The sequence below is a fragment of the Lelliottia sp. SL45 genome (assembly GCF_026672535.1).
Lineage (GTDB): Bacteria > Pseudomonadota > Gammaproteobacteria > Enterobacterales > Enterobacteriaceae > Enterobacter > Enterobacter nimipressuralis.
This window is the reverse complement of record NZ_JAPPRH010000002.1, coordinates 371,214-394,898: the sequence shown is the minus strand read 5'-3', so window position 1 is coordinate 394,898 and position 23,685 is coordinate 371,214. Positions and strand designations below refer to the sequence as shown.

Genomic DNA, 23,685 nt, shown 5'->3' with positions numbered 1-23,685 from the left:
ATATACTACGAATTCCGCTCCTTACGAGCACATGTGATTGAACGGCCCCGGCGGGCAGGGGCGCAATATGGCGTTTACGTGGTCCTCTTTGAGCGTGTACATGCCGCCCGAGAACGGGTCTACGACAAGCCAGCCCGGCACGCCGAAGAAGAGGATATTCCCGAAGGTGTACCAGTGGCTGAAGCGGTACTCGAGCGGCATCATCGTCGAGTAATAGCCCTCCTGTTTCAGCGTCAGGGTGTATTCCCGTTTGCCGAAATAACTGCCGTCGGATTTTTTCAGCACCACGGATTGCGGCGTTTTGCCGGTGGCGATCAGGTCGCCGTTGCGATCGATGACCGCGTAATATGCCTCCGTCGGGGTGCTGTCGATATATAGCGTCTCTTCGTTGCTGCCGACAATGCTGGCGCAGCCCGTTAGCATCAACGGCAGCAGCAGCCGCCAAACCTGTTTTTTCATCCCGATCGCTCCTTCATGTATAGCGATTCAAAGCGGCACAGGTGAGCTGAAAATTAAGGCATATCGTGCATTTTTCGTAGGGCAATGCCGTACCGTTTGCATAGACTTCCGTTTAGGGTCGAACGGGGGGTTACGAGATGAACTGGCACTCTTTTCGCGGTGATGCACCGGCAAATATGACAATTTACAGCGCATCGTTTCCTGATATCAGCGATCAATGGCCGATGAAAGACGATGTCACGCGGGAGATTAACGCGCTCAATCTGGCCATGAAAGCCGACCCTGAGCTGCTGCCCCCGTTACTGGAAGAGGGCGAAAACGGCCTGCCGAGGCTGATTCCGCAGCATGTTCATTCCGAGCGAGCGTTCCGCACACGCCCGGCGATGGCGGCCTGGCGCGCGCGGCTGGTGCCCTCTGCGCTGGCGCTGTTTGTGGTGCAAAACCCGCTGGAAGAACGCCTGCCCGAAGGCACGCGGATGGACAGCGAAAGCCGCCAGTGGTTTATCCACGCCAACGACGCCATCGGCGTGCGCTCCCGCGCGCAGGTGCTGGGCGCGCTGGTGGAGAAATACATTCACAATGAGCTGGAAAGCGACTGGATAAGCCTGGCGAGCGGCGCGGCGATCCCGGTGCTGGAGGCGCTTCGCACGGCAAAACTGGACGGGCAAAAGGTGCATCTCTCGCTGGTAGACGATGACCCCGTCGCCCTGCGCTGGGCAGAAACCATGGCGGCGCAGGAGGGGCTGGTGGTGGGGGAACAGTTGACGTTGCTCAAGCGCCATCTGATTCATCATTTCATCCGCAGTGACGATTTACTGCTCGAGCTGGGTGAACATCAGGCCGAACTGGTCGACGCGCTGGGGATTTTCGAATATTTCAACGACACCGATGCGGTGATCTTCCTGCAACGCGCCGTACGACTGGTGAAGCCCGGCGGGGCGGTGATTGTGTCGAATATGCTCACCACCAGCCCGCAAATCGACTTTATTTTGCGCTGCATCGGATGGGCACACATCTACCCGCGCACCTTGCAGCAGTTGCAGGAAATCCATCTTGCGGCGGGGATCCCGGCGGAGAACGTGACGGTGATTGTGCCGAAAGATGGGGTGTATGCGGTGATGGAGATTAGGGTTTAAGGGGGGTCATTTAATTCGATCGATTCCCTCTCCCAAACGGGAGAGTATGAGTGGGAACAGACCGTCGAGACAGACTTGAATTAACGTCTTTAACCGCACATTATCCCCTCATGAAAATAGAAACCGCACACCCTTCACATTTCGAATGTCTGGTCGCGATCTGGGAATCCTCCGTTCGCGCCACCCACCACTTTTTGCAGGAAAACGATATTGTGGCGCTGCGCCCGTTATTGCTCAACACGTATCTGCCAAATCTTAAGGTTGTGATTGCCCGCGATGACGCTGGCGTTATTCACGGCTTTTTAGGTGTTGATGAAAATCGCATTGAAATACTGTTTATTGATGCTGCGAGCCGCGGTAAAAGCGTGGGGAAATTGCTGCTGCAATATGCCATCGCAGAGTTTGGTGTGAACGAAGTGGATGTGAATGAGCAAAACCCGCAAGGGGTGGAATTTTATCGCCATATGGGGTTTGAGCAGATCGGGCGCTCGGAACTCGACGGGCAGGGGAATCCGTTTCCATTGTTGCATATGAGGCTGGGTGGACATACCGGGATTAACGCTTAGCCTTCTTATCCCATTTTAATAAGCCGATGATATCTTTCTCTCCCTCGGATTCTTTCAGTAGGCGCTGCTTTTTTTCAAACTCAATGTATTCTGAGCACGCCTTTTCATCAGCCGCTTTCTTGCTGATCTTGCCTGCCCCTTCTAAAACTATCCGGTCGTTAAATTGCAGGAACTGATCGAGTTTGGTTTGCCAGTCACGTAAAAATACCTGCTTGCGGCGTTTGGCCTGATCTTCAGCAAAATCGAGCCACATATTAACGACACGATTAAGCTCGCTAACTTCTTCCTGGGATAGATAATTTTTTGCAGTGGTGACATCGGTTTTACGGATCTCTTCGCCTTTATAGCTGGTCAGCCCCATATGCGGTTGAGTGGCGTCAGCGCGTTGATGAATCAACTCCGCAGCGGTGTGACCCGTGCAGGCAAAATGCAGTTTATTCTGAATGGTCTGGAAGAATTGCGTGGTTTCTTTCATCGAAGGCTGATAGTCCGCGGCTAACGTAAAAATCTCCTTCACGCGGAGATATACACGGCGTTCGCTGGCCCGAATGTCGCGAATGCGTTCCAGCATTTCATCGAAATAGTCGGGTACGGCGGAGGTTCCGACAGGCGGATTTTTCAGGCGCTCGTCGTCCATAACGAAGCCTTTAACCAGGTATTCCTGGAGCATCTGTGTTGCCCACTGGCGGAATTGTGTACCTCGCGTGGAGCGGACGCGATAGCCGATGGCGAGAATTACGGGCAGATTATAGTGAAGAGTGTTGCGATTGACCTTGCGCTGACCTTCTTGCTGAACTTGTAAGTAAGCCTTACAAGTTGCTTTTTGTTCAAGCTCACCTTCTTCATAAATGGTTTTAATATGCTGAGTAATTGCTTGCGGAGTGACCTGATAAAGTGTCGCTATGGCTGCTTGCGACAGCCAGAGCGTTTCGTGTTCAAAGCGGCATCTGATGCGAACAGTTCCGTCATTACTGGCAAACATAACAAATTCACCTGCCGGAGATTGGATTTCGTCTTTATCTGCCATGTCGCCTCTTTTATCACGATCAACCCTGCCAGTTGGTAGTATGCCAGAATCAGCCTTAAGCCATGTGGTTTGTATTTGATTTTGCGAGGAGCTTTCCAGGAAGCTGAGTTTGAATCGCTGAAAGCATTTCCTCTATTTTAATGAGCTTTGCTTTCGTCCGTTTATAATCGTCCAGCAACCGCTGTTCCTGCTCGCTGTACGCCACCAGAACAATGCACCCGTCCATGACTTTAACCGTCACCTGATGCCCGGTATCAAACCCGGCGGCGCGCAGCCACTTGCCCGAAAGAATGATGTTCGGCGTGGTTTTATCGTGAACATTCGGGCGATAACCCACAATTATCGAGCGCTCAGTTCCGGTGGCGGTAATGTCTGGGTTAGAATGCGAATCAGCCATAATCAACTCCTTGATAGTTGGTGAGGTTAGACGCCTTTTAGTGCTGCAACACTGCTGGGCGTTGCTAGAATTTCAAATCCATGTGGTAGGTACCACATGCAGATAAACTAATCGGAATGGTACCTACCATGCAAGAGAAAAAAAAACCAAATTTTGACCGCACTAAAAGCACCATGAAGAACATCCGTTTCGAGGATGAGCTTTTGGAACAGATTGAGAAAGCTGCGGGGAAAGGGAATTTTAGTAAGTGGGTGAAGGAGGCATGTTTAATGCGATTGAAAAAAGAGAGTTAGTGGAAATTCCAAGTGAACTGTAATTTTTAATTTTTTAGCTGCTAATTCATTGCCGAAATAATAATTTCTAGATTTTTCAGTCAGATTTCAATCGATTCTAATGCTTATTTGACTTCCCATATTCAATTTTAAAATTAACTAGAAAGCAATTTTAAGATATGAGCATAAATATAATTGACTAAAGGGAAGGTAAAAAAATGAGAACTATTGGCGGAAGATCACAGGAGTCGAACCTGCCCGGGAACGCTGGCGTCCCCAACTGGATTTGAAATCCAGCCACCTCACCGGAGATGACGATCTTCCGCGCCTCGATTGCTACATGGAGGCGGTGCGCATTATAGCTACTTTCAGGCATTTACCACATCATTTCGCAGAGTTTTTTCACCCCTGCTTTGACCTGCATTAACCCCTCTTACTTAAAACTTAAGAAAATCCTGAGGTTAGGTTTTTTCTCCAACTTCTACGGCGATCACAAAAGAGAAGAATCGTAACCAGCTAACCAGAAAACAGAATATCCGCTCTCCCGGCGATGGTTTACAACATCTGAAACCGGTATCAGCGCCCCTACAGCGTCAAGGATAAAGATAATGAGCGAAATATTGTCTGTGAAGGAAAAGATTGGCTATGGCATGGGAGATGCCGCCAGCCACATCATTTTTGATAACGTCATGTTGTATATGATGTTTTTCTATACCGATATTTTCGGTATCCCCGCCGGATTTGTCGGCACCATGTTCCTGTTGGCGCGTGCGCTGGATGCGATTTCCGACCCGTGCATGGGGCTGCTGGCCGACCGCACCCGCAGCCGCTGGGGGAAATTCCGTCCGTGGATTTTGTTCGGTGCAATCCCGTTTGGCATCGTCTGCGTGCTGGCTTACACCACGCCGGATCTTAGCCTGAACGGTAAAATGGTTTATGCCGCCATCACGTACACGCTGCTGACCCTGCTCTATACCGTGGTGAATATCCCTTACTGCGCCCTCGGCGGCGTCATTACTAATGACCCGACGCAGCGCATCTCCCTGCAATCCTGGCGCTTTGTGCTGGCGACAGCGGGCGGCATGCTCTCCACGGTACTGATGATGCCGCTGGTGAATCTGATTGGCGGCGAAGACAAAGCTTTTGGCTTCCAGGGCGGGATCGCTGTGCTGTCGGTGGTCGCGTTCCTGATGCTGGCGTTCTGCTTCTTCACCACCAAAGAGCGCATCCAGGTGCCGCCAAGCACCACCTCCATGCGTGAAGATCTGCGCGATATCTGGCAAAACGACCAGTGGCGCATCGTCGGTGTGCTCACCATTCTCAACATTCTCGCCGTCTGCGTGCGCGGCGGCGCGATGATGTACTACTGCACCTGGATTATGGGCACGCCGGAAGTGTTCGTCGCGTTCCTCACCACCTACTGCGTCGGTAACCTGATTGGCTCCGCGCTCGCCAAACCCCTCACCGACTGGAAATGCAAAGTCAGTATCTTCTGGTGGACCAACGCCCTGCTGGCGGTAGCGAGCGTGGCGATGTTCTTCGTGCCGATGCATGCCACGGTAATGATGTTCAGCTTTATCTTCGTGATTGGCGTGCTGCACCAGCTGGTGACGCCAATCCAGTGGGTGATGATGTCCGATACCGTCGATTACGGCGAATGGACCAACGGCAAACGCCTGACGGGGATCAGCTTTGCGGGCACGCTGTTTGTGCTGAAGCTGGGCCTGGCGCTGGGCGGCGCGCTGATCGGCTGGATGCTGGCCGGCGGTGGCTACGATGCCGCAGCCAAAACTCAGAACGGTACCACCATCAACATCATTATTGGCCTGTTCACGCTGGCCCCGGCGGCGTGCTATGTGCTGAGTGCCATCGTCGCCAAACGCTATTACACGCTGAAAACCCCGTTCCTGACCAAAATTATGGGCGAGCTGGCGCAAGGCGCGCGCCGCAACCAGCAGGAGTTTGAAACCCTGCCGGTCAGCAAAGAAATGCAGAACTAAGAGGATAAAAGTATGAAAATCAGTGACGGAAACTGGCTAATTCAACCGGGCTTGAACGTGACGTACCCGGTGCAGGTGTTCGACGTGGAGCAGCAGGGCAACGACCTGGTGGTGTACGTTGCGCCGCGCGACGTGCGTGAACGCACCTGGCAGCTCGACACATTGATGTTTACGGTTCGCCTGTTCTCGCCGCAGGAAGGCATTGTCGGTGTACGCATCGAGCACTTCCAGGGCGCGCTGGACAACGGCCCGCACTATCCGCTGAACGTTCTGAAAGACGTGAAAGTACAGATTGAAAACACGGCGGAATTTGCCGAGCTGAAAAGCGGCAATCTGAGCGTGCGCGTTACCAAAGGGGAGTTCTGGGCGCTGGATTTCCTGCGTGACGGCCAGCGTATCACCGGCAGCCAGCTGAAAAATAACGGGTTCGTGCAGGATGGCAATACCGACAGCAACTACATGTTCGAGCGCCTGGATTTAGGCGTCGGCGAAGCGGTGTATGGCCTCGGCGAGCGCTTTACCGCGCTGGTGCGTAACGGCCAGACGGTCGAAACCTGGAACCGTGACGGCGGCACCAGCACCGAGCAGTCCTACAAAAATATCCCTTTCTACCTGACAAACCGTGGTTACGGCGTGCTGGTGAACCATCCGGAAAATGTGTCGTTTGAAGTTGGCTCGGAGAAAGTCTCCAAAGTGCAGTTCAGCGTGGCGGGCGAGTATCTGGAATATTTCGTAATCGACGGCCCGACGCCGAAAGAGGTGCTCAACCGCTATACCCAGTTCACCGGTCGCCCGGCGCTGCCGCCTGCATGGTCGTTCGGCCTGTGGCTCACCACCTCATTCACCACCAACTACGACGAAGCGACGGTGAACAGCTTTATCGACGGCATGGCCGAGCGCGATCTGCCGCTGCATGTTTTCCACTTCGACTGCTTCTGGATGAAAGCCTTCCAGTGGTGTGATTTTGAATGGGACCCGGTGACTTTCCCGGACCCGGAAGGGATGATTCGCCGCCTGAAGGACAAGGGGCTGAAAGTCTGCGTGTGGATCAACCCGTATATCGGCCAGAAATCGCCGGTGTTCAAGGAGCTGAAAGAGAAAGGTTATCTGCTCAAGCGTGCGGATGGCTCCGTATGGCAGTGGGATAAGTGGCAGCCGGGGCTGGCAATTTATGACTTTACCAATCCGGAAGCCTGCCAGTGGTACGCCGATAAGCTGAAAGGGCTGGTTGATATCGGCGTGGACTGCTTCAAGACCGACTTCGGCGAGCGTATCCCGACCGACGTGGTGTGGCATGACGGGTCCGATCCGCAGAAGATGCACAACCACTACGCCTATATCTATAACGAGCTGGTGTGGGACGTGCTGAAAGAGACCGTTGGTGAAGAGGAAGCTGTGCTGTTCGCGCGCTCCGCGTCCGTCGGTGCGCAGAAGTTCCCGGTTCACTGGGGCGGCGACTGTTACGCCAATTACGAATCTATGGCGGAAAGCCTGCGCGGTGGTCTGTCGATTGGTCTGTCGGGCTTTGGCTTCTGGAGCCACGATATCGGCGGGTTCGAGAATACCGCGCCTGCCCATGTGTACAAACGCTGGTGCGCGTTCGGGCTGTTCTCCAGCCATAGCCGCCTGCATGGCAGCAAATCCTACCGTGTGCCGTGGGCGTACGATGATGAGTCCTGCGATGTAGTGCGCCACTTCACCCAGCTGAAATGCCGGATGATGCCGTATCTGTATCGCCAGGCGGCGCTGGCCCGCGAGGTCGGCACACCGATGTTGCGCGCGATGATGCTCGAATTCCCGGACGATCCGGCGTGTGATTATCTGGACCGTCAGTACATGCTCGGCGACGCGATGATGGTGGCACCGGTATTTAGCGAAGCGGGTGACGTGCAGTTCTATCTGCCGGAAGGTCGATGGACACACCTGTGGCATAACGACGAAGTGCAGGGCAGCCGCTGGCATAAACAGCAGCACGACTTCCAGAGTCTGCCGGTGTATGTGCGCGAGAATACCCTGCTGGCGCTCGGCAATAACAGCCAGAAACCGGATTACGCGTGGAACGCAGGCACGGCATTCCAGCTGTTTAGCCTGGCAGACGGTTGCTCGGCGGTGAGCGAAGTCCCGGCGGCGGACGGATCGGTCGTGTTTACGCTGACGGCTTCTCGCCAGGGCGATACGGTGACCTTAAAAGGCGAAGGAAACGCCCAGGACTGGTCGGTCTGTTTGCGCAATGTGCAGCAGATCGCGGGTGTCAAAGGCGGTTCACATGCCGGTAGCGAATGGGGTGTGGTGGTGAAAGCGCAGGGGAGTGAAGTGGTGATTCACCTGAAGTGATGTGCCTGAAATGGCCCGGCGGCGCTACGCTTACCGGGCCTACGGTGTCAGCTTTGGTTTGCAGGCCGGGTTAAGCGTAGCCGCCACCCGGCTTTTTTATGCCATTAACATTTCAGGGCTGGGGTGTTACAGATGGCGCGACCGCAGGGCTTGTCGATACCTGGCCGCCCGTCATCGTCTGCTGCACCTGCTGTTTATCCATATTTACCGCGTTCAACTTCCCATTTACCGACGGTTTCAGCGGCGCTTTGTCCTGCACGCTGCCGCTGGCGGTCAGCTGGATATTGCCGTCGCCGTTAATTGGCAGTGCAGGCCAGCCCCACTGTTGCAACACATTCACCGGCACGCCGCGCCCCTTCAGGCTAACCGTGGTCTGGCGCGGCGGTAACTGTGATACGGTCGCCGTGGCTTCAAGAATGCCCTTCTCGGTGAAGGCGCTCAGTTCCGTGATATTCACCGTCGACGCGTTGGCCGCCAGCGCCAGTGACGGACGGCGCACGTCTACACGATTAAAGGTGGCGGCGGCACCGTTCAGAGTCGCATTGCCGCCCCACACGCCCCACTGACGATCTTTCGCCAGCTGGAGGTTGGCACCATATCCGTCGAGAGAGGTGATCTGCCACGGGAAGGCGGGATCGATATCGATCACTAGGTTGCGACTCAGGCCGAATTTTTTCAGGGTCACGCCGTGGAGCCATTCGGGGAGCTGCTCCATCCACAGGGTTTTCCAGTTCGGTGGCAGGGTGTACTCCAGACCGGCCACCGCGACATCGTCCAGTACCAGCGCTTTACCGTTGCGTAGCCAGTTGCCGGAGGTGCGCACCATACCGCCTTCCCAGCGGGAGGTGAACTGGCGCAGCGCCACGCCCTGCGGTGCAAACTCTGCATTCAGAATCGGATCAAAAAGATGCAGCGAGCCGTAGATAAACTCGCTGGCATTCATCGATAAACGTCCGTCCTGGCTTTGCCAGTCGCCCTGGCTGAGGGTCAGATTGCGCAGGCTTAAATCGAGATCGGTTACGGCCCAGTCCGGCCCTTGCAGGCGGGCATCGGTGACCTCCAGGCGACCAATCTGCAGCGACGGCAGGGTGGTGATCGGCGCAAAGAAATCCAGCAATGATTTGTCGCTTTGCAGACGAATGTCGTTCAGGCGCAGGGTGTCGATGACCCAGCCGCCGTCGGCATTGCGCCGCGCAGTACCGGTCAGCGAGCCGCGCGCCATATCTGCGCCGATGGTGCTCAGCACCACTTCTTTACCGTTCAGCTCGCCCTGAATCAGCACATTGCTGGTGGGCACGCCGTTGAGCGTCAGCGATCCGGCGCTCATCTGAATTTGCGCTTTTTTGCCCAGCACGCTGCCCGCTTCCGGCTGCCAGGGGCTGACGCCGCCTGTCACTTTTTGCGCGCTCAGATCCCATTCCATATTCGGGCTGTTGAACGCCATGTTGTTCAGCTGCAGGCGGTCGGCCTGGAACGGAAGCGGCGCGGTTTGCGGGGAGAGGTTAAGTGTCCCGTCGTGCAGGGTGATGGTATCCATGTGCAGCGGATCGGTGAGCTGTCGGCTGCTCAGACCAATATCCACTTTTTTCGCCACCAGGGTGGCGGGTTTGCCATCGCGGCCAAAGGTGACATTTTCCAGAATGATGTGCGACGGGGAAGAAAAACGGTGATCCATCTGGTCGAAATTGAGTTCGTAATCGGTGTTAACCGTAATCCAGCTGCTCACCTGAGCCGCGCCCCAGCGGGTCTGCACGAGGATATAAAGTGCCAGGATTGCGAGCAGCACCGCAATCAAAATCCAGATCAGCAGCTTTCCAATAAATTTCATGGTCTTCCATCCCATCAAACGCACATAAGGGAGTTATGCACGATTTATGCGCAATCCTCAAGGCAGGAATGGTGTAATTCGGTTTCACGGCAGGCGTGATGCCTGCCGTGACGGGGGATCAGTTCTTTTCTGGCGGGAAGACGAGGTTCAGCACAATCGCCGTGATACCCCCTGCGGCGATGCCGGAGGAGAGCAGGTTTTTCACCCAGTCAGGGGCGAACTGTAGGATCAGCGGCTGCTGGGAAACACCCAGACCGACGGCCAGGGACAGCGCGATAATCATGATGGCACGACGGTTCAGCGGCTCACGCGACACGATGCGCACGCCAGAGGCCGCAATCGTACCGAACATCACAAGCGTTGCGCCGCCCAGCACCGGTTCCGGAATGTGCTGCACGAAGCCACTCACCGCCGGGAACAGGCCGAGCACGATCAGCATCAGCGCCACGACAAAGCCCACGTAGCGGCTGGCGACGCCGGTCAGCTGGATCACGCCATTGTTCTGGCCAAAGCAGGAGTTCGGGAAGGTGTTGAACACGGCAGAGACAAACGAGTTCAGACCGTTCGCCAGTACGCCGCCTTTCAGGCGTTTCATGTACAGCGGGCCAGAGACAGGTTGTTCGGAGACGTCAGAGGTTGCGGTGATGTCGCCGATGGTTTCCAGCGAGGTGATCATGAACACCAGCATCAGCGGCAGGAGCAGGCTCCAGTCAATGCCGAGGCCGTAATAGAGCGGTGTCGGCACCATAATCAGTGCGCTGTTGGTCGGCGCGGTGTTTTCCGGCAGCATGCCCATCGCCCACGCCACCAGATAACCGGTCGCCATGGCAATCACCAGCGAGGCGACGCGCAGGTACGGGGTTACGCTGACGGTTGAGCAAAATAATAATCGCCAGCACCACGCCCGCCAGCAGCAGGTTTTTCGGTGCGCCGAAAGTGTGGTCACTCATCGCCGCATACCCGCCGCCGATAGAGGTCAGGCCCACCTGAATCAGCGACAGACCGATAATCATCACCACCACGCCGGAAACCAGCGGGGTAATGACGCGGCGCGCCAGGTGCAGTACGCGGGAGATGACCATTTCCGTGCAGCTGGCCAGCATAAGGGTACCGAAAAGCGCAGCCATCATTGTCGGGACATCGGCCCCGCCGGTTTTCAGCGCAGTGCCACCCATGATCAGCGGGGCAACGAAGTTAAAGCTGGTGCCCTGAATCGACAGCAACCCTGAACCGACCGGACCCCAGGCTTTAATCTGGATAATAGACGCCACGCCGGATGCAAACAGCGACATGCTGATGATGTGCTGCGTGTCCTGAGCCGGTAAGCCGAGCGCCTGGCAAATCAGCAGGGCAGGTGTGATAACGGCCACGAACATCGCCAGCAGGTGCTGACACGCGGCGAACAGCGTTTGCGCCAGCGGTGGGCGATCTTCAAGACGGTAGATGAGTTCACTATTATGTTGAGCGTGCGCAATCGGTTGCGCATCTTGAGACTCTACGGCGTTAACGGACATCGGCGGCAATCCCACGGGTGAAAAGCGGGCATTTTAGCTGACCGGATGGTAAAAGCAAACGATTGCATTTATAAATTTATTAAATCAGGGCTGAGCACAGTGATCAGGCGTTGGAATAGCGCTCGGTTTCTGGCATCCAGCGTTGAATAAGCCCGGCGGCCTGGGCGGGATAACGCTCGTGAATGTGGCGGGCAAGGCGCTGGACTTCCGGAATCATCGACTGGTCACGAAGCAGATCGGCCACTTTGAATTCGGCGTTACCGGTCTGGCGTGTGCCCAGCAGTTCGCCGGGGCCGCGGATCTCGAGATCCTTTTGCGCAATCACAAAGCCGTCATTGCTGTCGCGCAGCACCTGGAGTCGCATTTGTGCCGTTTTAGAAAGCGGGGATTTGAAGAGCAGGACGCAGTGGGAAGCCACCGCACCACGGCCAACGCGGCCCCGCAGCTGGTGAAGTTGCGCAAGGCCCAGCCGCTCCGGGTTTTCGATAATCATCAGGCTGGCATTCGGCACATCCACGCCCACTTCGATAACCGTTGTGGCAATCAGTAAATGCAACTCACCCTGCTTGAATGAGTGCATTACGGCCTGTTTTTCAGCGGGTTTCATGCGGCCATGCACCAGCCCAATATTCAGCTCGGGCAGCGCCAGTTTTAGCTCTTCCCACGTTGCTTCTGCGGCCTGCGCTTCCAGCAGGTCGGACTCTTCAATCAATGTACAAACCCAGTAAGCCTGACGGCCTTCGTGAGTGCAGGCGTTGCGCACGCGATCGATGATCTCGCTGCGGCGCGTATCCGGAATGGCCACGGTGGTGACCGGCGTTCGGCCGGGTGGCAGTTCATCGATCGTCGAGGTATCCAGATCGGCATAGGCGGTCATCGCCAGGGTACGCGGGATAGGCGTGGCGGTCATGATCAACTGATGCGGGTGGAAGCCCTGCTGCAGCCCTTTTTCCCACAAGGCCAGCCGCTGATGTACGCCAAAGCGATGTTGCTCATCGATGATCACCAGGGCAAGGCCGTTAAACTGCACCTGCTCCTGAAAAATGGCGTGGGTACCAACAATCATCTGTACCTGACCGCTGGCGATGGCTTCCTGCTGTGCGAGGCGTGCTTTGCCTTTTTGCTTGCCGGCAAGCCAGCCCACTTCCACGCCCAGCGGCGCAAACCAGCTGCGGAAGTTATTGGCGTGCTGCTCGGCGAGCAGTTCGGTTGGGGCCATCAGCGCCACCTGTTTGCCGTGCGCGATAGCGCGCAGGGCCGCGAGGGCGGCGACCAGCGTTTTACCGGAGCCTACGTCACCCTGTACCAGACGCATCATCGGAATATCGAGCTCCATATCGCGTTCGATCTCGGCAGTCACGCGTGCCTGGGCAGTCGTCGGTTTAAAGGGCAGTGAGGCCAGCAGCTTATCTTTTAAATCATCACGGGCAGGCAGAGGTTGTGCGTGAAAACGCTGTGCACCCGCGCGAAGCGCCAGCATGCTCAGGTTATGTGCCAGTAATTCTTCAAGGATAAGCCGCCGCTGCGCCGGATGTTGCCCGCTTTCTAACTCGCTCAGCTGTAAAGACGGCGGTGGGCGGTGTAGGGTGCGAATGGCGTCCGGCAGGCTCATCATGCCCTGTGCCAGCTCAGGCGGCAGCAGTTCGGCGATGGCGCAGGTATCAAGCAACTCCAGCGCCTGATCCGTCAGTTTTCGCAGCGTCGCCTGCTTGATACCTTCGGTAGTGGGGTACACCGGCGTCAGCGTCTCCTGGAGTTCAGGCGTACTCAAATCGCCCTGCACACGGTATTCCGGGTGGATCATCTCCGCGCCATATTTCCCGCGTTTGGCTTCGCCATAGGCCAACACGCGTCGTCCGGCGGCCAGACTGTTTTTCATCGCAGCACTAAAATTGAAAAAACGCATGGTGAGAATGCCGGAGCCGTCGCTGATCTGACAGGTCATCATGCGACGGCCGCCAAAGGTAATAGTGCTGTTCAGGACTTCGCCTTCCACGGTGGCGTAGATGCCAGGCAGCAGATCGCCAATCGCGTAAAGCTGGGTGCGATCTTCGTAACGCAGAGGAAGGTGCAGGAGTAAATCTTGTACAGTGTGCAGGCCAATTTTAGCCAGCTTGTTGCTTTGCGCCGCACCTACGCCCGTTAATGAGCTGAGCGGAACGGCATCAAGCAGGTGGCCGTTCATGGTTTAGCCTGCAAACTGCATGGTGGACCACCACGCGGCATCGGCTTCGATTTCGCCCTGCGCATTAACGTGGGGATAAGGCAATTGCTTCTGTTTAGCCACGCGAGCCAGCACCGGATAGCCGCCTTCAAACAGCAGACGCTGCTGTTCTACTTCTGGAAGCATGCTGTTTTCGCGTTCGTACATCCCGGCGTTCTGACGCTGGCGCTGGGCTTCATACAGAATCAGCGCAGAGGCAACAGAGACATTCAGCGACTGCACCATGCCAATCATCGGGATAATGATATCCTGATCCGCCAGATCTAACGCTTCTTGCGTGATCCCGGTTTTCTCCTGACCCATCAGAATGCAGGTCGGGCGGGTGTAATCAATGTCGCGAAAATCGACGGCTTTATCGGAAAGGTGGGTCGCCAGGATTTGCATCCCGCTGCTTTTCAGCTGCGTGACAGCATCCGCTATCGTGGGGTGGGTTTTTACCGTTACCCAGCTGTTGCTGCCTGCCGCGCTGGAGGCCATGGTGCGCATATTTTTACCCGGCCAGACTGCGTGAACTTCATGCACGCCAACGGCGTCCGCGGTGCGGACGATGGCGGAGACGTTATGAGGTTTATGGACCTGCTCCATGCAGACTGTCAGATCGGGCTGGCGTCTGGCGAGCATCTCACAGATACGTGCATAACGTTCTGAATTCATTATCCTAGTTTCGGTTTCTGGTGACTTTAATGACGTCCGGCATCACGCGGATTTTGCGCATGATATTCGCCAGATGCACACGATCGCGCGCAGTCAGACGAATAAAGGCGCTGTAAACGCGGCCATCTTTTTCTTCCGTATTCAGGCTCTGAATGTTGGAAGAAGCCGTGTTGATCGCCGCCGTCAGGTTTGCCAGCGCGCCCTGGTGGTTGAACATATCGACCTTAATTTCGGTGATAAATTCTTGCTCGGTCTCTTTATCCCACTCAACGGCCATGAACTTCTCTGGCTCTTTTTGATAGCCACGGATGTTACGGCAGGACTCGTGATGGATAACCAGCCCTTTACCTGGGCTGACGTGGGCGATGATTGGGTCGCCAGGAATCGGTCGGCAGCATTTAGCGAAGGTGATAAGCACCCCATCCGCACCTTTGATCGGCAGATGACCGTGCCCCTGCGTGGTGGGCTGCACAGCGGAGGCTTCGCCCTGCTGGAGGTTCTTCGCCACGACAACGCTCATTGCATTACCCAGGCCGATTTCTGCCAGCAGATCGTCAAGCGAGGCGAGCTTCATGCGCTCCAGCTCTCGCTGAATGTTCTCTGGCGGAATTTCGGCCAGCTTGCGGCTGCCACCCAACGCATGGTTGAGCAGGCGACGGCCCAGGCTGACGGAGTCGTCACGTTTAAGGTTTTTCAGCAGCTGACGGATCTTCGCGCGTGCTTTCGAACTGACGACGAAGTTAAGCCATGCGGCATTTGGGCGAGCGCCCGGTGCAGTAATAATTTCGACGGTCTGACCGCTGGTAAGCGGCTGAGACAGCGGATACGGCTGTCTGTCGACACGTGCGCCCACGCAGGCATGACCAATATCGGTATGCACCGCATAAGCGAAGTCGACCGGCGTTGCGCCAGCAGGCAGCTCGACAATGCGCCCTTCTGGCGTGAAAACGTAAATCTCATCCGGGAAGAGATCGGATTTAACGCTCTCGATAAATTCAAACGAACTACCGGCGCTCTGCTGAAGTTCAAGCAGGCTTTGCATCCAGCGCTGGGCGCGAATTTGCGCGGTGGTACTGGTTTCACCGTGCTCTTTATAAGCCCAGTGCGCAGCAACACCCATTTCCGCCATCTGGTCCATGTCTTCGGTACGGATTTGTACCTCAACAGGTACGCCGTGCGGCCCGATCATCGAGGTGTGCAAAGATTGATAGCCGTTCGCTTTTGGAATGGCAATATAGTCTTTAACGCGCCCCGGACGCGGTTTGTAGAGGCTGTGCATCTGACCGAGTACGCGATAGCAGGTGTCAGAATCATGGACGATGACGCGGAACGCGTAGATGTCCATGATCGAGTGAAAACGCTGCTCTTTCAGCACCATTTTGCAGTAGATGGAGTACAAGTGCTTTTCGCGACCGCTGACGCGACACGGAATTCCCGCTTCCTGCAAACGCCCTTCGATTTCAGAGAGGATCTTCTGAATCATCTCTTTACGGTTGCCGCGCGCGGCTTTAACCACCTCTTTAATCACGCGATAGCGGTTTGGGTACAACGCTTCAAAACCCAGCTCTTCAAGCTCAGTTTTAATGTGATGGATACCTAAACGGTGTGCCAGCGGGCTATAAATTTCGAGGGTTTCACGGGCGATGCGGCGACGTTTATCGGGGCGTAATGAGCCCAGCGTGCGCATATTATGAGTACGGTCAGCGAGTTTGATGAGAATGACCCGGATATCCTGCACCATCGCCATAATCATCTTGCGAAAGTTCTCGGCTTGCGCCTCTTTCTTATCGCGGAATTTCAGCTTATCAAGCTTAGAGACCCCTTCCACCAGTTCGGCAACGCTTTTACCAAACAGCTGTTCCATATCCTGGTAGGTGGCGGGGGTATCTTCGATCACGTCATGCAGCAGCGCGGCCATCAGCGTTTCATAGTCGAGTTTCATCTCGGCCAGAATACAGGCCACCGCTACCGGGTGCGTGATATAGGGTTCACCGCTTGAACGTGTTTGGCCCTCGTGAGCGTCACGTGCAACGAGATACGCCTGCTGAAGACGCTTGATCTGGTCTTCAGGCAGGTAGGTTTGAATCAGTTGATTCAGGCTTTCAAACAGATACAAGGGCGACCCGCAGGTTTAATTAACGACGGCCTTCAGCAATGGCGGTTACGGCCTGCAGTTCTGCGGCTTCCTGCTCTTGCTGCTCCTGGCGCTCACGTACGTCGAGGATCTGGTTGTTGATCAGACCTTCTTCGATTTCGCGCAGTGCGATCACGGTGGTTTTATCGTTTTCTTCTGGTACCAGTGAATCTTTGCCGCCGGACTGCATCTGACGAGCGCGACGCGCGGCGACCAGTACCAGGTCAAAACGGTTACCAATTTTCTCTACAGCGTCCTGAACAGTTACGCGTGCCATACTTAAAATGCTCCACAGATGAAGAAATGACTGGGCATGATACTGAATGTGGGTTCAGTCTGCCAACAGTTTGGTGATTAATGCGTCATGTCGCTGCTTCTGGCGGCTCATACGCAGACGTTCTGCGCGAATAATGGTTTTCAGATCGCCCAGGGCAGTATCAAAATCATCATTCACAATAAGGTAATCATATTCGGCGTAATGGCTCATTTCTGCAACTGCCTGCGCCATACGTTTTGCGATAACTTCTTCGCTATCCTGGCCGCGGCCACGCAGGCGACGGTCAAGCTCATCTTTCGACGGCGGCAGAATAAAAATGCTCCGCGCTTGCGGCATCTTCGCACGAATCTGCTGTGCGCCCTGCCAGTCGATATCCAGGAACACATTGACGCCGGTTGCCAGGACCTGCTCGATGGTTTCACGGGATGTCCCGTAGAAATTTCCGAATACTTCAGCGTGTTCAAGGAACGCGTCTCTGCCAATCATCGTTCTGAATTCATCGTGATTTACAAAGAAATAGTGTTCGCCGTGTACTTCACCCGGACGCGGTGCCCGCGTGGTGTGAGAAACCGAAACTTGCGTATCGTACAACGGTTGGGTTTTTAACAGCGCCTGAATCAGGCTGGATTTACCCGCGCCACTAGGGGCAGAAACAATATAAAGCGTGCCTTGAGCCATGAGAGTCTTTTGTATGTGTTAGCGAAGAAGTCCTACATACGGGCTTATTATACACGTCACTGCTCTGTGACGTAGTCTTTGTCACACTTTTTCCTCGGGATTGTTGATTTTTGCGTATCGTTTTCCGGTTTTACCCGCCGTTTGCTGCAATCACAACATAACGCGGAAGCGGGCTCGTAAATCGTGGTTTTGCCGCTAGCCAGGTTAAAACAGCAGGGTTATACCTTTCGCAAAACAGGGAGGTATCGCGATGTGGAAATGGGCTGGAATGGTGTTGATGCTGTGGAATAGCTGGGTGATGGCGGTTTGTCCCGCCTGGTCGCATGCAAAAGCAGATCAGGAACTGGCAAAACTGAGTGCGCAGATCGCCCGCTGGAGTGAGGCGTACTGGCAGGAGGGGAAAAGTGAGGTCAGCGATGAGGTTTACGATCAGCTTAGTGCGCGGCTCGCGCAATGGCGCTTTTGCTTCAACAACGAACCCACTTCCGATGATATCCCACCTGCCAGTGGGACGGTGAAACACCCTATTGCGCATACGGGTGTGCATAAGGTTGTGGGGATTAATGAGTTACGCCAGTGGATGAAAGCGCACCACGATCTGTGGGTGCAGCCGAAAGTAGATGGTGTGGCGGTGACGCTGATCTATCGCAAGGGCAAGTTAGTGCAGGCGATTAGTCGTGGCGATGGAATGAAAGGAGAGGACTGGACGGCGCAGGTGCAAAAAATACCGTCGATTCCGTTAACTCTGCAGGGAGCACTGGCGGACAGTATTTTGCAGGGCGAACTGTTTTTACGCAGCGAAGGGCATATCCAGCAGCAGAAAGGGGGAATGAATGCGCGCGCTAAAGTCGCTGGCATGATGATGCGCCAGAGTGGCAAGCCGACGCTGGATAAAATCGGCGTTTTTATCTGGGCCTGGCCCGATGGCCCCTCTTCAATGCCGCAGCGCGTCGCTGAACTGGCGAAAGCGGGGTTTTCTCTGACCGGGCGTTATACGCGCGCAGTCCGAACCGCAGAAGAGGTGGAGCAAAACAAAACCGAATGGCTGACATCCGTTTTGCCCTTTGCCACTGACGGCATTGTGGTGCGTTCCGCAATCGAACCTGCGGGTGAGCACTGGCAGCCTGGAGCAGGAGACTGGGTGGTTGCGTGGAAGTATTCGCCCGTCTCACAGCTTGCAGAGGTTAAAGCCATTCAGTTTGCGGTTGGGCGAACGGGCAGGATCTCTGTTGTCGCCTCTCTTGAACCTGTGCAACTGGATGACAAACGGGTACAGCGAGTGAGTCTCGGTTCCGTAGGGCGCTGGCGGACGCTTGATATCGCGCCTGGCGATCAGGTACTGGTGAGTCTGGCGGGGCAGGGCATACCCCGGCTGGATAAGGTTGTGTGGCGGGGTGTGGACCGCGTGAAACCGACGCCACCGCCCCCGCATTTTAGCCCGCTGACCTGCTTTTACGCGTCGCCAGAATGTCTGGAACAGTTTTTTGCCCGGTTAGTCTGGCTGAGTTCGAAGCAAATACTCGATATCGAAGGACTGGGTGAGTCAGGCTGGCGGCTATTACATCAGGCTCATCATTTCGAACATATTTTCTCCTGGCTGTCGCTGACTCAGGAGCAGCTCCAGAATACGCCAGGCTTAAATGCTTCGCGGGGATTACAGCTATGGCATCGTTTTGAGCGGGTGCGTCATCAGCCTTTTATGCGATGGATTGGTGCGCTAAGTGTGCCGCTGCCGCAAGCTGCAGCAAAAGCGCTGACAGAACATTCATGGCAGCAATTACGCGACAAAGAGGCGGTGAGCTGGCGCCTGCTTCCCGGTATCGGCCCGGAGAAAGCACGAAAGCTGGTCGAGTTTCTTCACGATCCAGCTATCGCGGCTATGGCAGCCTGGCTGCGAACGCAAGGCATCCAGGGGTTTTAGAGCGAACCGGCCTTAGCCTTACGCCATGGTGTTTTTTTGTCTGGCGAGCTAAAAGTATCCCGAAGCTGGTCGTAGTCGAAGATATGTCGACCACCGTCCATTACCGGAAGCAATGTTGATTCCTGATAGCAGGTTTCCAGAACCGAACGGCAGTTCTCAGCGCCCGTGGAGATGCCAAGCCAACTCAGCATAAGCCAATAATTGTTTGCAGTGGACCAGTATCCTGGTACCCAACCCAGTTGACGTTGCTGGCTTGAGAGCGCGGGCTGGCTGTACCAGATAAACTGCGGGACTTCGTACGCCTCTTTGCTAGGATTACGTGAGCCATGCATGTAAATGGATTCCAGCTGTGGGTTTTTTTCCAGCCCATGGTCGGAGAAATAGAGAAGAGAAGAGGCGCTATTTTGCAGGCGTTTTGCCACCTCACCAATAAATGCGTCGGTAAAGCGAATCGCATTGTTGTAGCAATCTTCGTACTTATTTCCCGTATTGAGTACCTGAGCGGACGCGGGATAGCGGTCACACGCCATCTCATGACTGCCATTAATATGCAATACGATGAATTTCTTACCCGGTTTTTTCAGCGCTTCATCCAGGGCAGGTAAAAGTTCGGTGTCATATTGCGTGTTAATCCACTGTGCTTTATGGCTCGCAGAGGCAATCGCGACAATATAATTATTACTCTTTCCTGAGTTGCCCTGCGCGCTGATCCATTCCGTGTAATAACCAGATTTTTTGGCAATGCTGACGATATTGTCGGCGAGTTTGTCGACCGTAAAGTTATCAGGATCGGCTTTACTCAGTATCATTGGGACTGCCAGCACCGTGGCTGACGCCGGAGCAATAGCATGGGTAAAGATCAGAGCATTCTTTGCATACGCTGATTCAATTGGCGTGGTCTCCTGGTTGAAACCATAAAGCTGCATATTACTGCGGCGGGCAGATTCTCCAACAATCACCACATAGTTTTCGATACCCGTCTGATGGTACTGCAGGGCGGGATAGTGCACTTGCTTCTGGCTAATTTTTTCAGCCAGTGCGCTATCTCGGTGGGCAATAATAAATTCCGAGCCTGTGTAAAATGGCGTGTTCGTCAGGATGCGTGCACTCAATGGGTAATAAACTTCCAGGTCTTTACGTTTTTTCAACCAGTTAGCAGTTGAATACCAGCCTATATAGCCAACCAACAACACAATGCTGATGATTTTTGCCCTGTCTGACAGGTTTTCGCTCAGTGACTTAATGGCATACCAGGTGATAACAAAATAGGCCGCGATGACAGGGAAGCTGTTTAAATACAGCCCGGACATACTTTTCGCTTCGGCTACGTGGGTCGCCAGAATACTCATCGCAAAAACGGTGTTGAATTCGCTCTGATAAACATTCCAGGTACTGAATGCGATCGCAAAATTAAGCGTCAGGAGGGCCGTAAGAAGAAAGGCAATAATTTTACCGGGAAGGTAGCGATAAAGGGCTGACGCGCCAAGTAAAAGCAGGCCATTGCAAATCGCAATGCGCACAACAAAGCGTGCAGGCTGCGTGAAGTACACTGGCCACACTTGTATCAATACAGAGATCATCAACAGGATTAAAAAATGACTGCTGAGTTTTTTATCCAGGATGAGGGCAGAGGCTTTAGCAAGTGACATCGGTTCTTAACGCATATTTCCAGGACGGTTACAGGCGGTTATTGTAATCGTTTTTCGATTTAATATAAGCCTACGAAACGTGCTGATTAATACTTGTTGCCTCTCTATTACGTTACTTAGTGCGAGTCATGGGTGTAATGAAACACCGGAAGCCCAAGTTTTAGGCGCAACGCCAACATGCGCGCGGTAAAACCAAACAGCAGGGTGGCAATGACGACAACATCATGGCTCGACACATAATGCTGTAGCGCAATGTACAGCACGGCTGAGGCGAACGAAATGCCAGCGTAGAGCTCTTTCTGGAACACCAGCGGAATGCGTTTACAGAACATATCGCGCAGCACACCGCCAAACACGCCCGTGACCACAGCGGCGATGATGGCAATGATCGGGCCTTCACCCATATCCAGCGCAATTTGCGCACCAATAATGGAAAACACGATCAGCCCTAATGCGTCCAGTACCAAAAACAGACGGCGCAGATGAGGCATCACAGGGGCGGCAATCGTCGTCAGAACCGCGGCGACAGCAACGATCACAACATACTCAGGATGTTTGACCCAACCGAGTGGATAGTGTCCCAGCAAGATATCACGGACAGATCCTCCACCGAGTGCCGTAGCGGTGGCGATAATGATGACACCGAAGGTGTCCATACGACGGCGCCCAGCAGCCAGCGCACCGGTCATGGCTTCAGCGGTGATACCGACCAGATAGAGAATGTGTAAAAGCATTATCGCCTCCAGAAAAACTGGTGGCAGAGTAGCCTTTTGTGGCTTAGATCACGATTGAGATTTTCTAAAGTGAAGCGTTTTGGCTTAGTTAAACTAATTAATCGCTGAGTATTTTATCAGTGGGATGAAAGGTTTTTTTGAATGCGAAAGCGCTAACAGCATGAGAAAAAATAATGGGTAGCTCACGTTGAGCTACCCTGGCGATTATTCAATGTTCTGAATCTGTTTATTGAGTGGTAGTCTTAAAGCTGCATTTTTTCTGGTTTTTTGTTAATGCGTTTTTTAACTAGGTACACCCTTGTGTACACCGTAAAGTGATATGCTTAAGTATTGCGACTATTTTTTGTCCAGTTTTTTTGCAGCAGACTCTAATTGTTTGATGCTTTTTTCCGGTGCTGGCAGATTCTCTGGCATTGTCCCACCCAACTCTTGGATTGTTTGCCTGACTTTTCTGCCGACCTCAAAGTGAGTTTCATTAGCTTTTTGCTTCGATTTAACATTATCTCTGCGGAGCTTTTCTTCTGCCTGAGTCGCTCGGAATAGGTTGGCAGCCAATTCGGTAGAACCCATGTGATCGAGTATCTTTTGGCTCTTTTTAAGCCCTTTTCGCTGATGGATAGCCTTTTGGTCTAACCCGCCATAAAGCCCCTTGTATCCGTGATTCTGGAAGATTGCAAAGTCCAATGTTGTTTCAACACCAGCTTGCTGTGCTGCCTCGACCAATTGTTTATTGTGCTCTTTTAGTTCGTTCCTGAGAAAAAGGCGTTTCTCATCTTCGCGGAGTCTCTTGAATGTCTCATCGTCAGCCAGTTCCTGCCGCCTAGTCTGTATTGCAAAGTACGTTTGTCCCGCTGCTATAACGGGTTTGGTGGGGTCTCCGTTTTGAACAACTAAGTAGCAAGCGTACCGGGACAGCCTTATATCCTTTAGCTCTCTTTGCGCACCTGAACCAATTTTGACCATACCGAGGACATCCTCGAAATGGTCGTCAACATTGTGCCCACTGTTAAGGCACGCTTCTTTTGCTCGTTCTAAAACAGGAGTGAAATGACGATACTCTGAGTAATCCAGCAACTTTGCTAGCTCTCGTGCTGACCAATATTCCGATCCTTCGTCATCAACCTGCTTGATCTCTTCGAAAGGCTGGTGGTGCTCGTTCATTGCTCACTCCATGTATTAGCTTGATGTTTAAGGATGGCGGCTATCATTGCCGCTAATGGTAGCGGCAAGACTCAATATCTCACATCCTGATTAATGTATGATAGAGGTATCCCACAATAAGGAACCTGCCCGCCATGAGAATGACCAGCCGCAAAAAAGAGATACTCAGCTACTTTGGATCGGATAACCTCGAATGGGTGACAGGTGAGATTGGTGCGCCTCCGCTCGATGTGTCCGGCATTGCCTACCTGCTCCACGGCATGGCGTCGTTCGACACCCGGCATCAGCTCGAATCCACCAGGCGCACGCTGGAAACAATGGTTGCTGGTGGGCTACTTGAGCGGGTGACGGTGCATGAATCGCGTCAGGTGCGTAGCGGAGGCGAGACTAGCGCTACTGTCGTGCGCTACGGGCTGCCCGGCAGGCGTGCTGTAACGCGCGATACTGGCGGCGCTGATAGCGCGATTGATGTGGAATGCGAGCGATTGGATTAGCGCCGTGGCGCTGGCTTCCTCCACTGGTAGGACGGCGATCTGAGTTTCTGCATGAAGCGTTCACGGTTGGCCGCCCGGCTGTTAATGATGCGCATCAGCTCCCGGCGCTCAAACGACGATACAGCGTCAAATGCTGATCCGGTGGCAGTACCGGACAGAAAGGCCGATGCAAGCTGTTCCAGGGTGGTATCTATCATGTTGTTTGCTCCGTTAGTCGAGGGGAATA

At 54.3% G+C, this 23,685-nt stretch carries 20 protein-coding genes, 1 tRNA gene and 1 pseudogene; 7 read left to right on the top strand and 15 right to left on the bottom strand.

Annotated elements, in window-relative coordinates:
* Window positions 1-21: 21 nt before the first annotated feature.
* A complete protein-coding gene (locus tag OVA10_RS05745; RefSeq protein WP_123429718.1) occupies window positions 22-459 on the bottom strand; it encodes a hypothetical protein in 438 nt (145 codons plus the stop codon).
* A gap of 137 nt (window positions 460-596) precedes the next feature.
* On the opposite strand from OVA10_RS05745, the gene OVA10_RS05740 reads away from it, so the two are divergent.
* Both OVA10_RS05740 and OVA10_RS05735 read left to right on the top strand, forming a co-directional pair.
* Complete coding sequence (locus OVA10_RS05740; protein WP_268195579.1) at window positions 597-1,595, top strand: class I SAM-dependent methyltransferase; 999 nt, start codon at window positions 597-599, stop codon at window positions 1,593-1,595.
* Window positions 1,596-1,705: 110 nt separating this feature from the next.
* A complete protein-coding gene (locus OVA10_RS05735; RefSeq protein WP_181827093.1) occupies window positions 1,706-2,161 on the top strand; it encodes a GNAT family N-acetyltransferase in 456 nt (151 codons plus the stop codon).
* On the opposite strand, the gene OVA10_RS05730 is transcribed toward OVA10_RS05735, so the two are convergent.
* Both OVA10_RS05730 and OVA10_RS05725 read right to left on the bottom strand, forming a co-directional pair.
* Window positions 2,151-3,188 carry a virulence RhuM family protein gene (locus OVA10_RS05730; RefSeq protein ID WP_268195578.1) on the bottom strand — a complete coding sequence of 346 codons (1,038 nt, stop codon included), beginning with the start codon at window positions 3,186-3,188 and terminating at the stop codon, window positions 2,151-2,153. The genes OVA10_RS05735 and OVA10_RS05730 overlap by 11 nt on opposite strands.
* Window positions 3,189-3,243: 55 nt before the next feature.
* Window positions 3,244-3,585, bottom strand: coding sequence for a SymE family type I addiction module toxin (locus tag OVA10_RS05725; RefSeq protein WP_268195577.1), 342 nt, complete (start codon window positions 3,583-3,585; stop codon window positions 3,244-3,246).
* A gap of 128 nt (window positions 3,586-3,713) precedes the next feature.
* On the opposite strand from OVA10_RS05725, the gene OVA10_RS05720 reads away from it, so the two are divergent.
* The gene (locus tag OVA10_RS05720) at window positions 3,714-3,878 is read left to right on the top strand and encodes a YlcI/YnfO family protein (RefSeq protein WP_123429713.1); all 165 of its coding nucleotides are present in this window, start codon (window positions 3,714-3,716) and stop codon (window positions 3,876-3,878) included.
* Between the two features lie 208 nt (window positions 3,879-4,086).
* Here the strand turns inward: OVA10_RS05720 and OVA10_RS05715 are convergent.
* Window positions 4,087-4,181, bottom strand: a tRNA-Sec gene (locus OVA10_RS05715).
* 281 nt (window positions 4,182-4,462) lie between these two features.
* Between OVA10_RS05715 and OVA10_RS05710 the strand changes: the two genes are divergently transcribed.
* Together OVA10_RS05710 and yicI are read left to right on the top strand one after the other, a co-directional pair.
* Window positions 4,463-5,857 carry a glycoside-pentoside-hexuronide family transporter gene (locus OVA10_RS05710; protein WP_181827899.1) on the top strand — a complete coding sequence of 465 codons (1,395 nt, stop codon included), beginning with the start codon at window positions 4,463-4,465 and terminating at the stop codon, window positions 5,855-5,857.
* Window positions 5,858-5,869: 12 nt separating this feature from the next.
* Window positions 5,870-8,191 carry an alpha-xylosidase gene (gene yicI / locus OVA10_RS05705; RefSeq protein WP_268195576.1) on the top strand — a complete coding sequence of 774 codons (2,322 nt, stop codon included), beginning with the start codon at window positions 5,870-5,872 and terminating at the stop codon, window positions 8,189-8,191.
* Between the two features lie 112 nt (window positions 8,192-8,303).
* On the opposite strand, the gene OVA10_RS05700 is transcribed toward yicI, so the two are convergent.
* The 7 genes and pseudogenes from OVA10_RS05700 to gmk all read right to left on the bottom strand — a co-directional run bounded on the left by OVA10_RS05700 (window position 8,304) and on the right by gmk (window position 17,500).
* Window positions 8,304-10,019, bottom strand: coding sequence for an AsmA family protein (locus OVA10_RS05700; protein WP_268195575.1), 1,716 nt, complete (start codon window positions 10,017-10,019; stop codon window positions 8,304-8,306).
* A gap of 118 nt (window positions 10,020-10,137) precedes the next feature.
* Window positions 10,138-11,533 (bottom strand): annotated as a pseudogene (locus OVA10_RS05695) (nucleobase:cation symporter-2 family protein).
* Between the two features lie 103 nt (window positions 11,534-11,636).
* Entirely contained in the window at window positions 11,637-13,718 is a 2,082-nt protein-coding gene (gene recG / locus OVA10_RS05690; RefSeq protein ID WP_268195574.1) for an ATP-dependent DNA helicase RecG, read from the bottom strand.
* Window positions 13,719-13,721: 3 nt separating this feature from the next.
* Window positions 13,722-14,411, bottom strand: a complete 690-nt coding sequence (gene trmH / locus OVA10_RS05685; protein WP_102105079.1) for a tRNA (guanosine(18)-2'-O)-methyltransferase TrmH — start codon at window positions 14,409-14,411, stop codon at window positions 13,722-13,724.
* Window positions 14,412-14,415: 4 nt separating this feature from the next.
* Window positions 14,416-16,527 (bottom strand): bifunctional GTP diphosphokinase/guanosine-3',5'-bis pyrophosphate 3'-pyrophosphohydrolase, encoded by a 2,112-nt coding sequence (gene spoT, locus OVA10_RS05680; protein WP_107702540.1) that lies wholly within the window; start codon window positions 16,525-16,527, stop codon window positions 14,416-14,418.
* Window positions 16,528-16,546: 19 nt separating this feature from the next.
* On the bottom strand, window positions 16,547-16,822 hold the full coding sequence (gene rpoZ, locus OVA10_RS05675) for a DNA-directed RNA polymerase subunit omega (RefSeq protein WP_268195573.1): 276 nt from the start codon (window positions 16,820-16,822) through the stop codon (window positions 16,547-16,549).
* Window positions 16,823-16,876: 54 nt separating this feature from the next.
* Window positions 16,877-17,500 (bottom strand): guanylate kinase, encoded by a 624-nt coding sequence (gene gmk / locus OVA10_RS05670; RefSeq protein ID WP_100778209.1) that lies wholly within the window; start codon window positions 17,498-17,500, stop codon window positions 16,877-16,879.
* A gap of 250 nt (window positions 17,501-17,750) precedes the next feature.
* Between gmk and ligB the strand changes: the two genes are divergently transcribed.
* Window positions 17,751-19,421 carry an NAD-dependent DNA ligase LigB gene (ligB, locus tag OVA10_RS05665; protein ID WP_268195572.1) on the top strand — a complete coding sequence of 557 codons (1,671 nt, stop codon included), beginning with the start codon at window positions 17,751-17,753 and terminating at the stop codon, window positions 19,419-19,421.
* Here ligB and OVA10_RS05660 read toward each other — a convergent pair.
* From OVA10_RS05660 to dinD, 3 genes are all read right to left on the bottom strand, one after another.
* Window positions 19,418-21,070 (bottom strand): phosphoethanolamine transferase, encoded by a 1,653-nt coding sequence (locus OVA10_RS05660; protein WP_268195571.1) that lies wholly within the window; start codon window positions 21,068-21,070, stop codon window positions 19,418-19,420. The two genes, ligB and OVA10_RS05660, sit on opposite strands and share 4 nt — an antisense overlap.
* 116 nt (window positions 21,071-21,186) lie before the next feature.
* On the bottom strand, window positions 21,187-21,804 hold the full coding sequence (locus OVA10_RS05655; protein WP_123429706.1) for a trimeric intracellular cation channel family protein: 618 nt from the start codon (window positions 21,802-21,804) through the stop codon (window positions 21,187-21,189).
* A gap of 336 nt (window positions 21,805-22,140) precedes the next feature.
* Window positions 22,141-22,965 carry a DNA damage-inducible protein D gene (dinD, locus tag OVA10_RS05650; protein ID WP_047721498.1) on the bottom strand — a complete coding sequence of 275 codons (825 nt, stop codon included), beginning with the start codon at window positions 22,963-22,965 and terminating at the stop codon, window positions 22,141-22,143.
* A gap of 134 nt (window positions 22,966-23,099) precedes the next feature.
* Here dinD and OVA10_RS05645 point away from each other — a divergent pair, with 134 nt between their 5' ends.
* Window positions 23,100-23,459, top strand: a complete 360-nt coding sequence (locus tag OVA10_RS05645; protein ID WP_268195570.1) for a hypothetical protein — start codon at window positions 23,100-23,102, stop codon at window positions 23,457-23,459.
* On the opposite strand, the gene OVA10_RS05640 is transcribed toward OVA10_RS05645, so the two are convergent.
* Window positions 23,456-23,656 (bottom strand): hypothetical protein, encoded by a 201-nt coding sequence (locus OVA10_RS05640; protein WP_233458430.1) that lies wholly within the window; start codon window positions 23,654-23,656, stop codon window positions 23,456-23,458. The two genes, OVA10_RS05645 and OVA10_RS05640, sit on opposite strands and share 4 nt — an antisense overlap.
* Window positions 23,657-23,685: the final 29 nt, after the last annotated feature.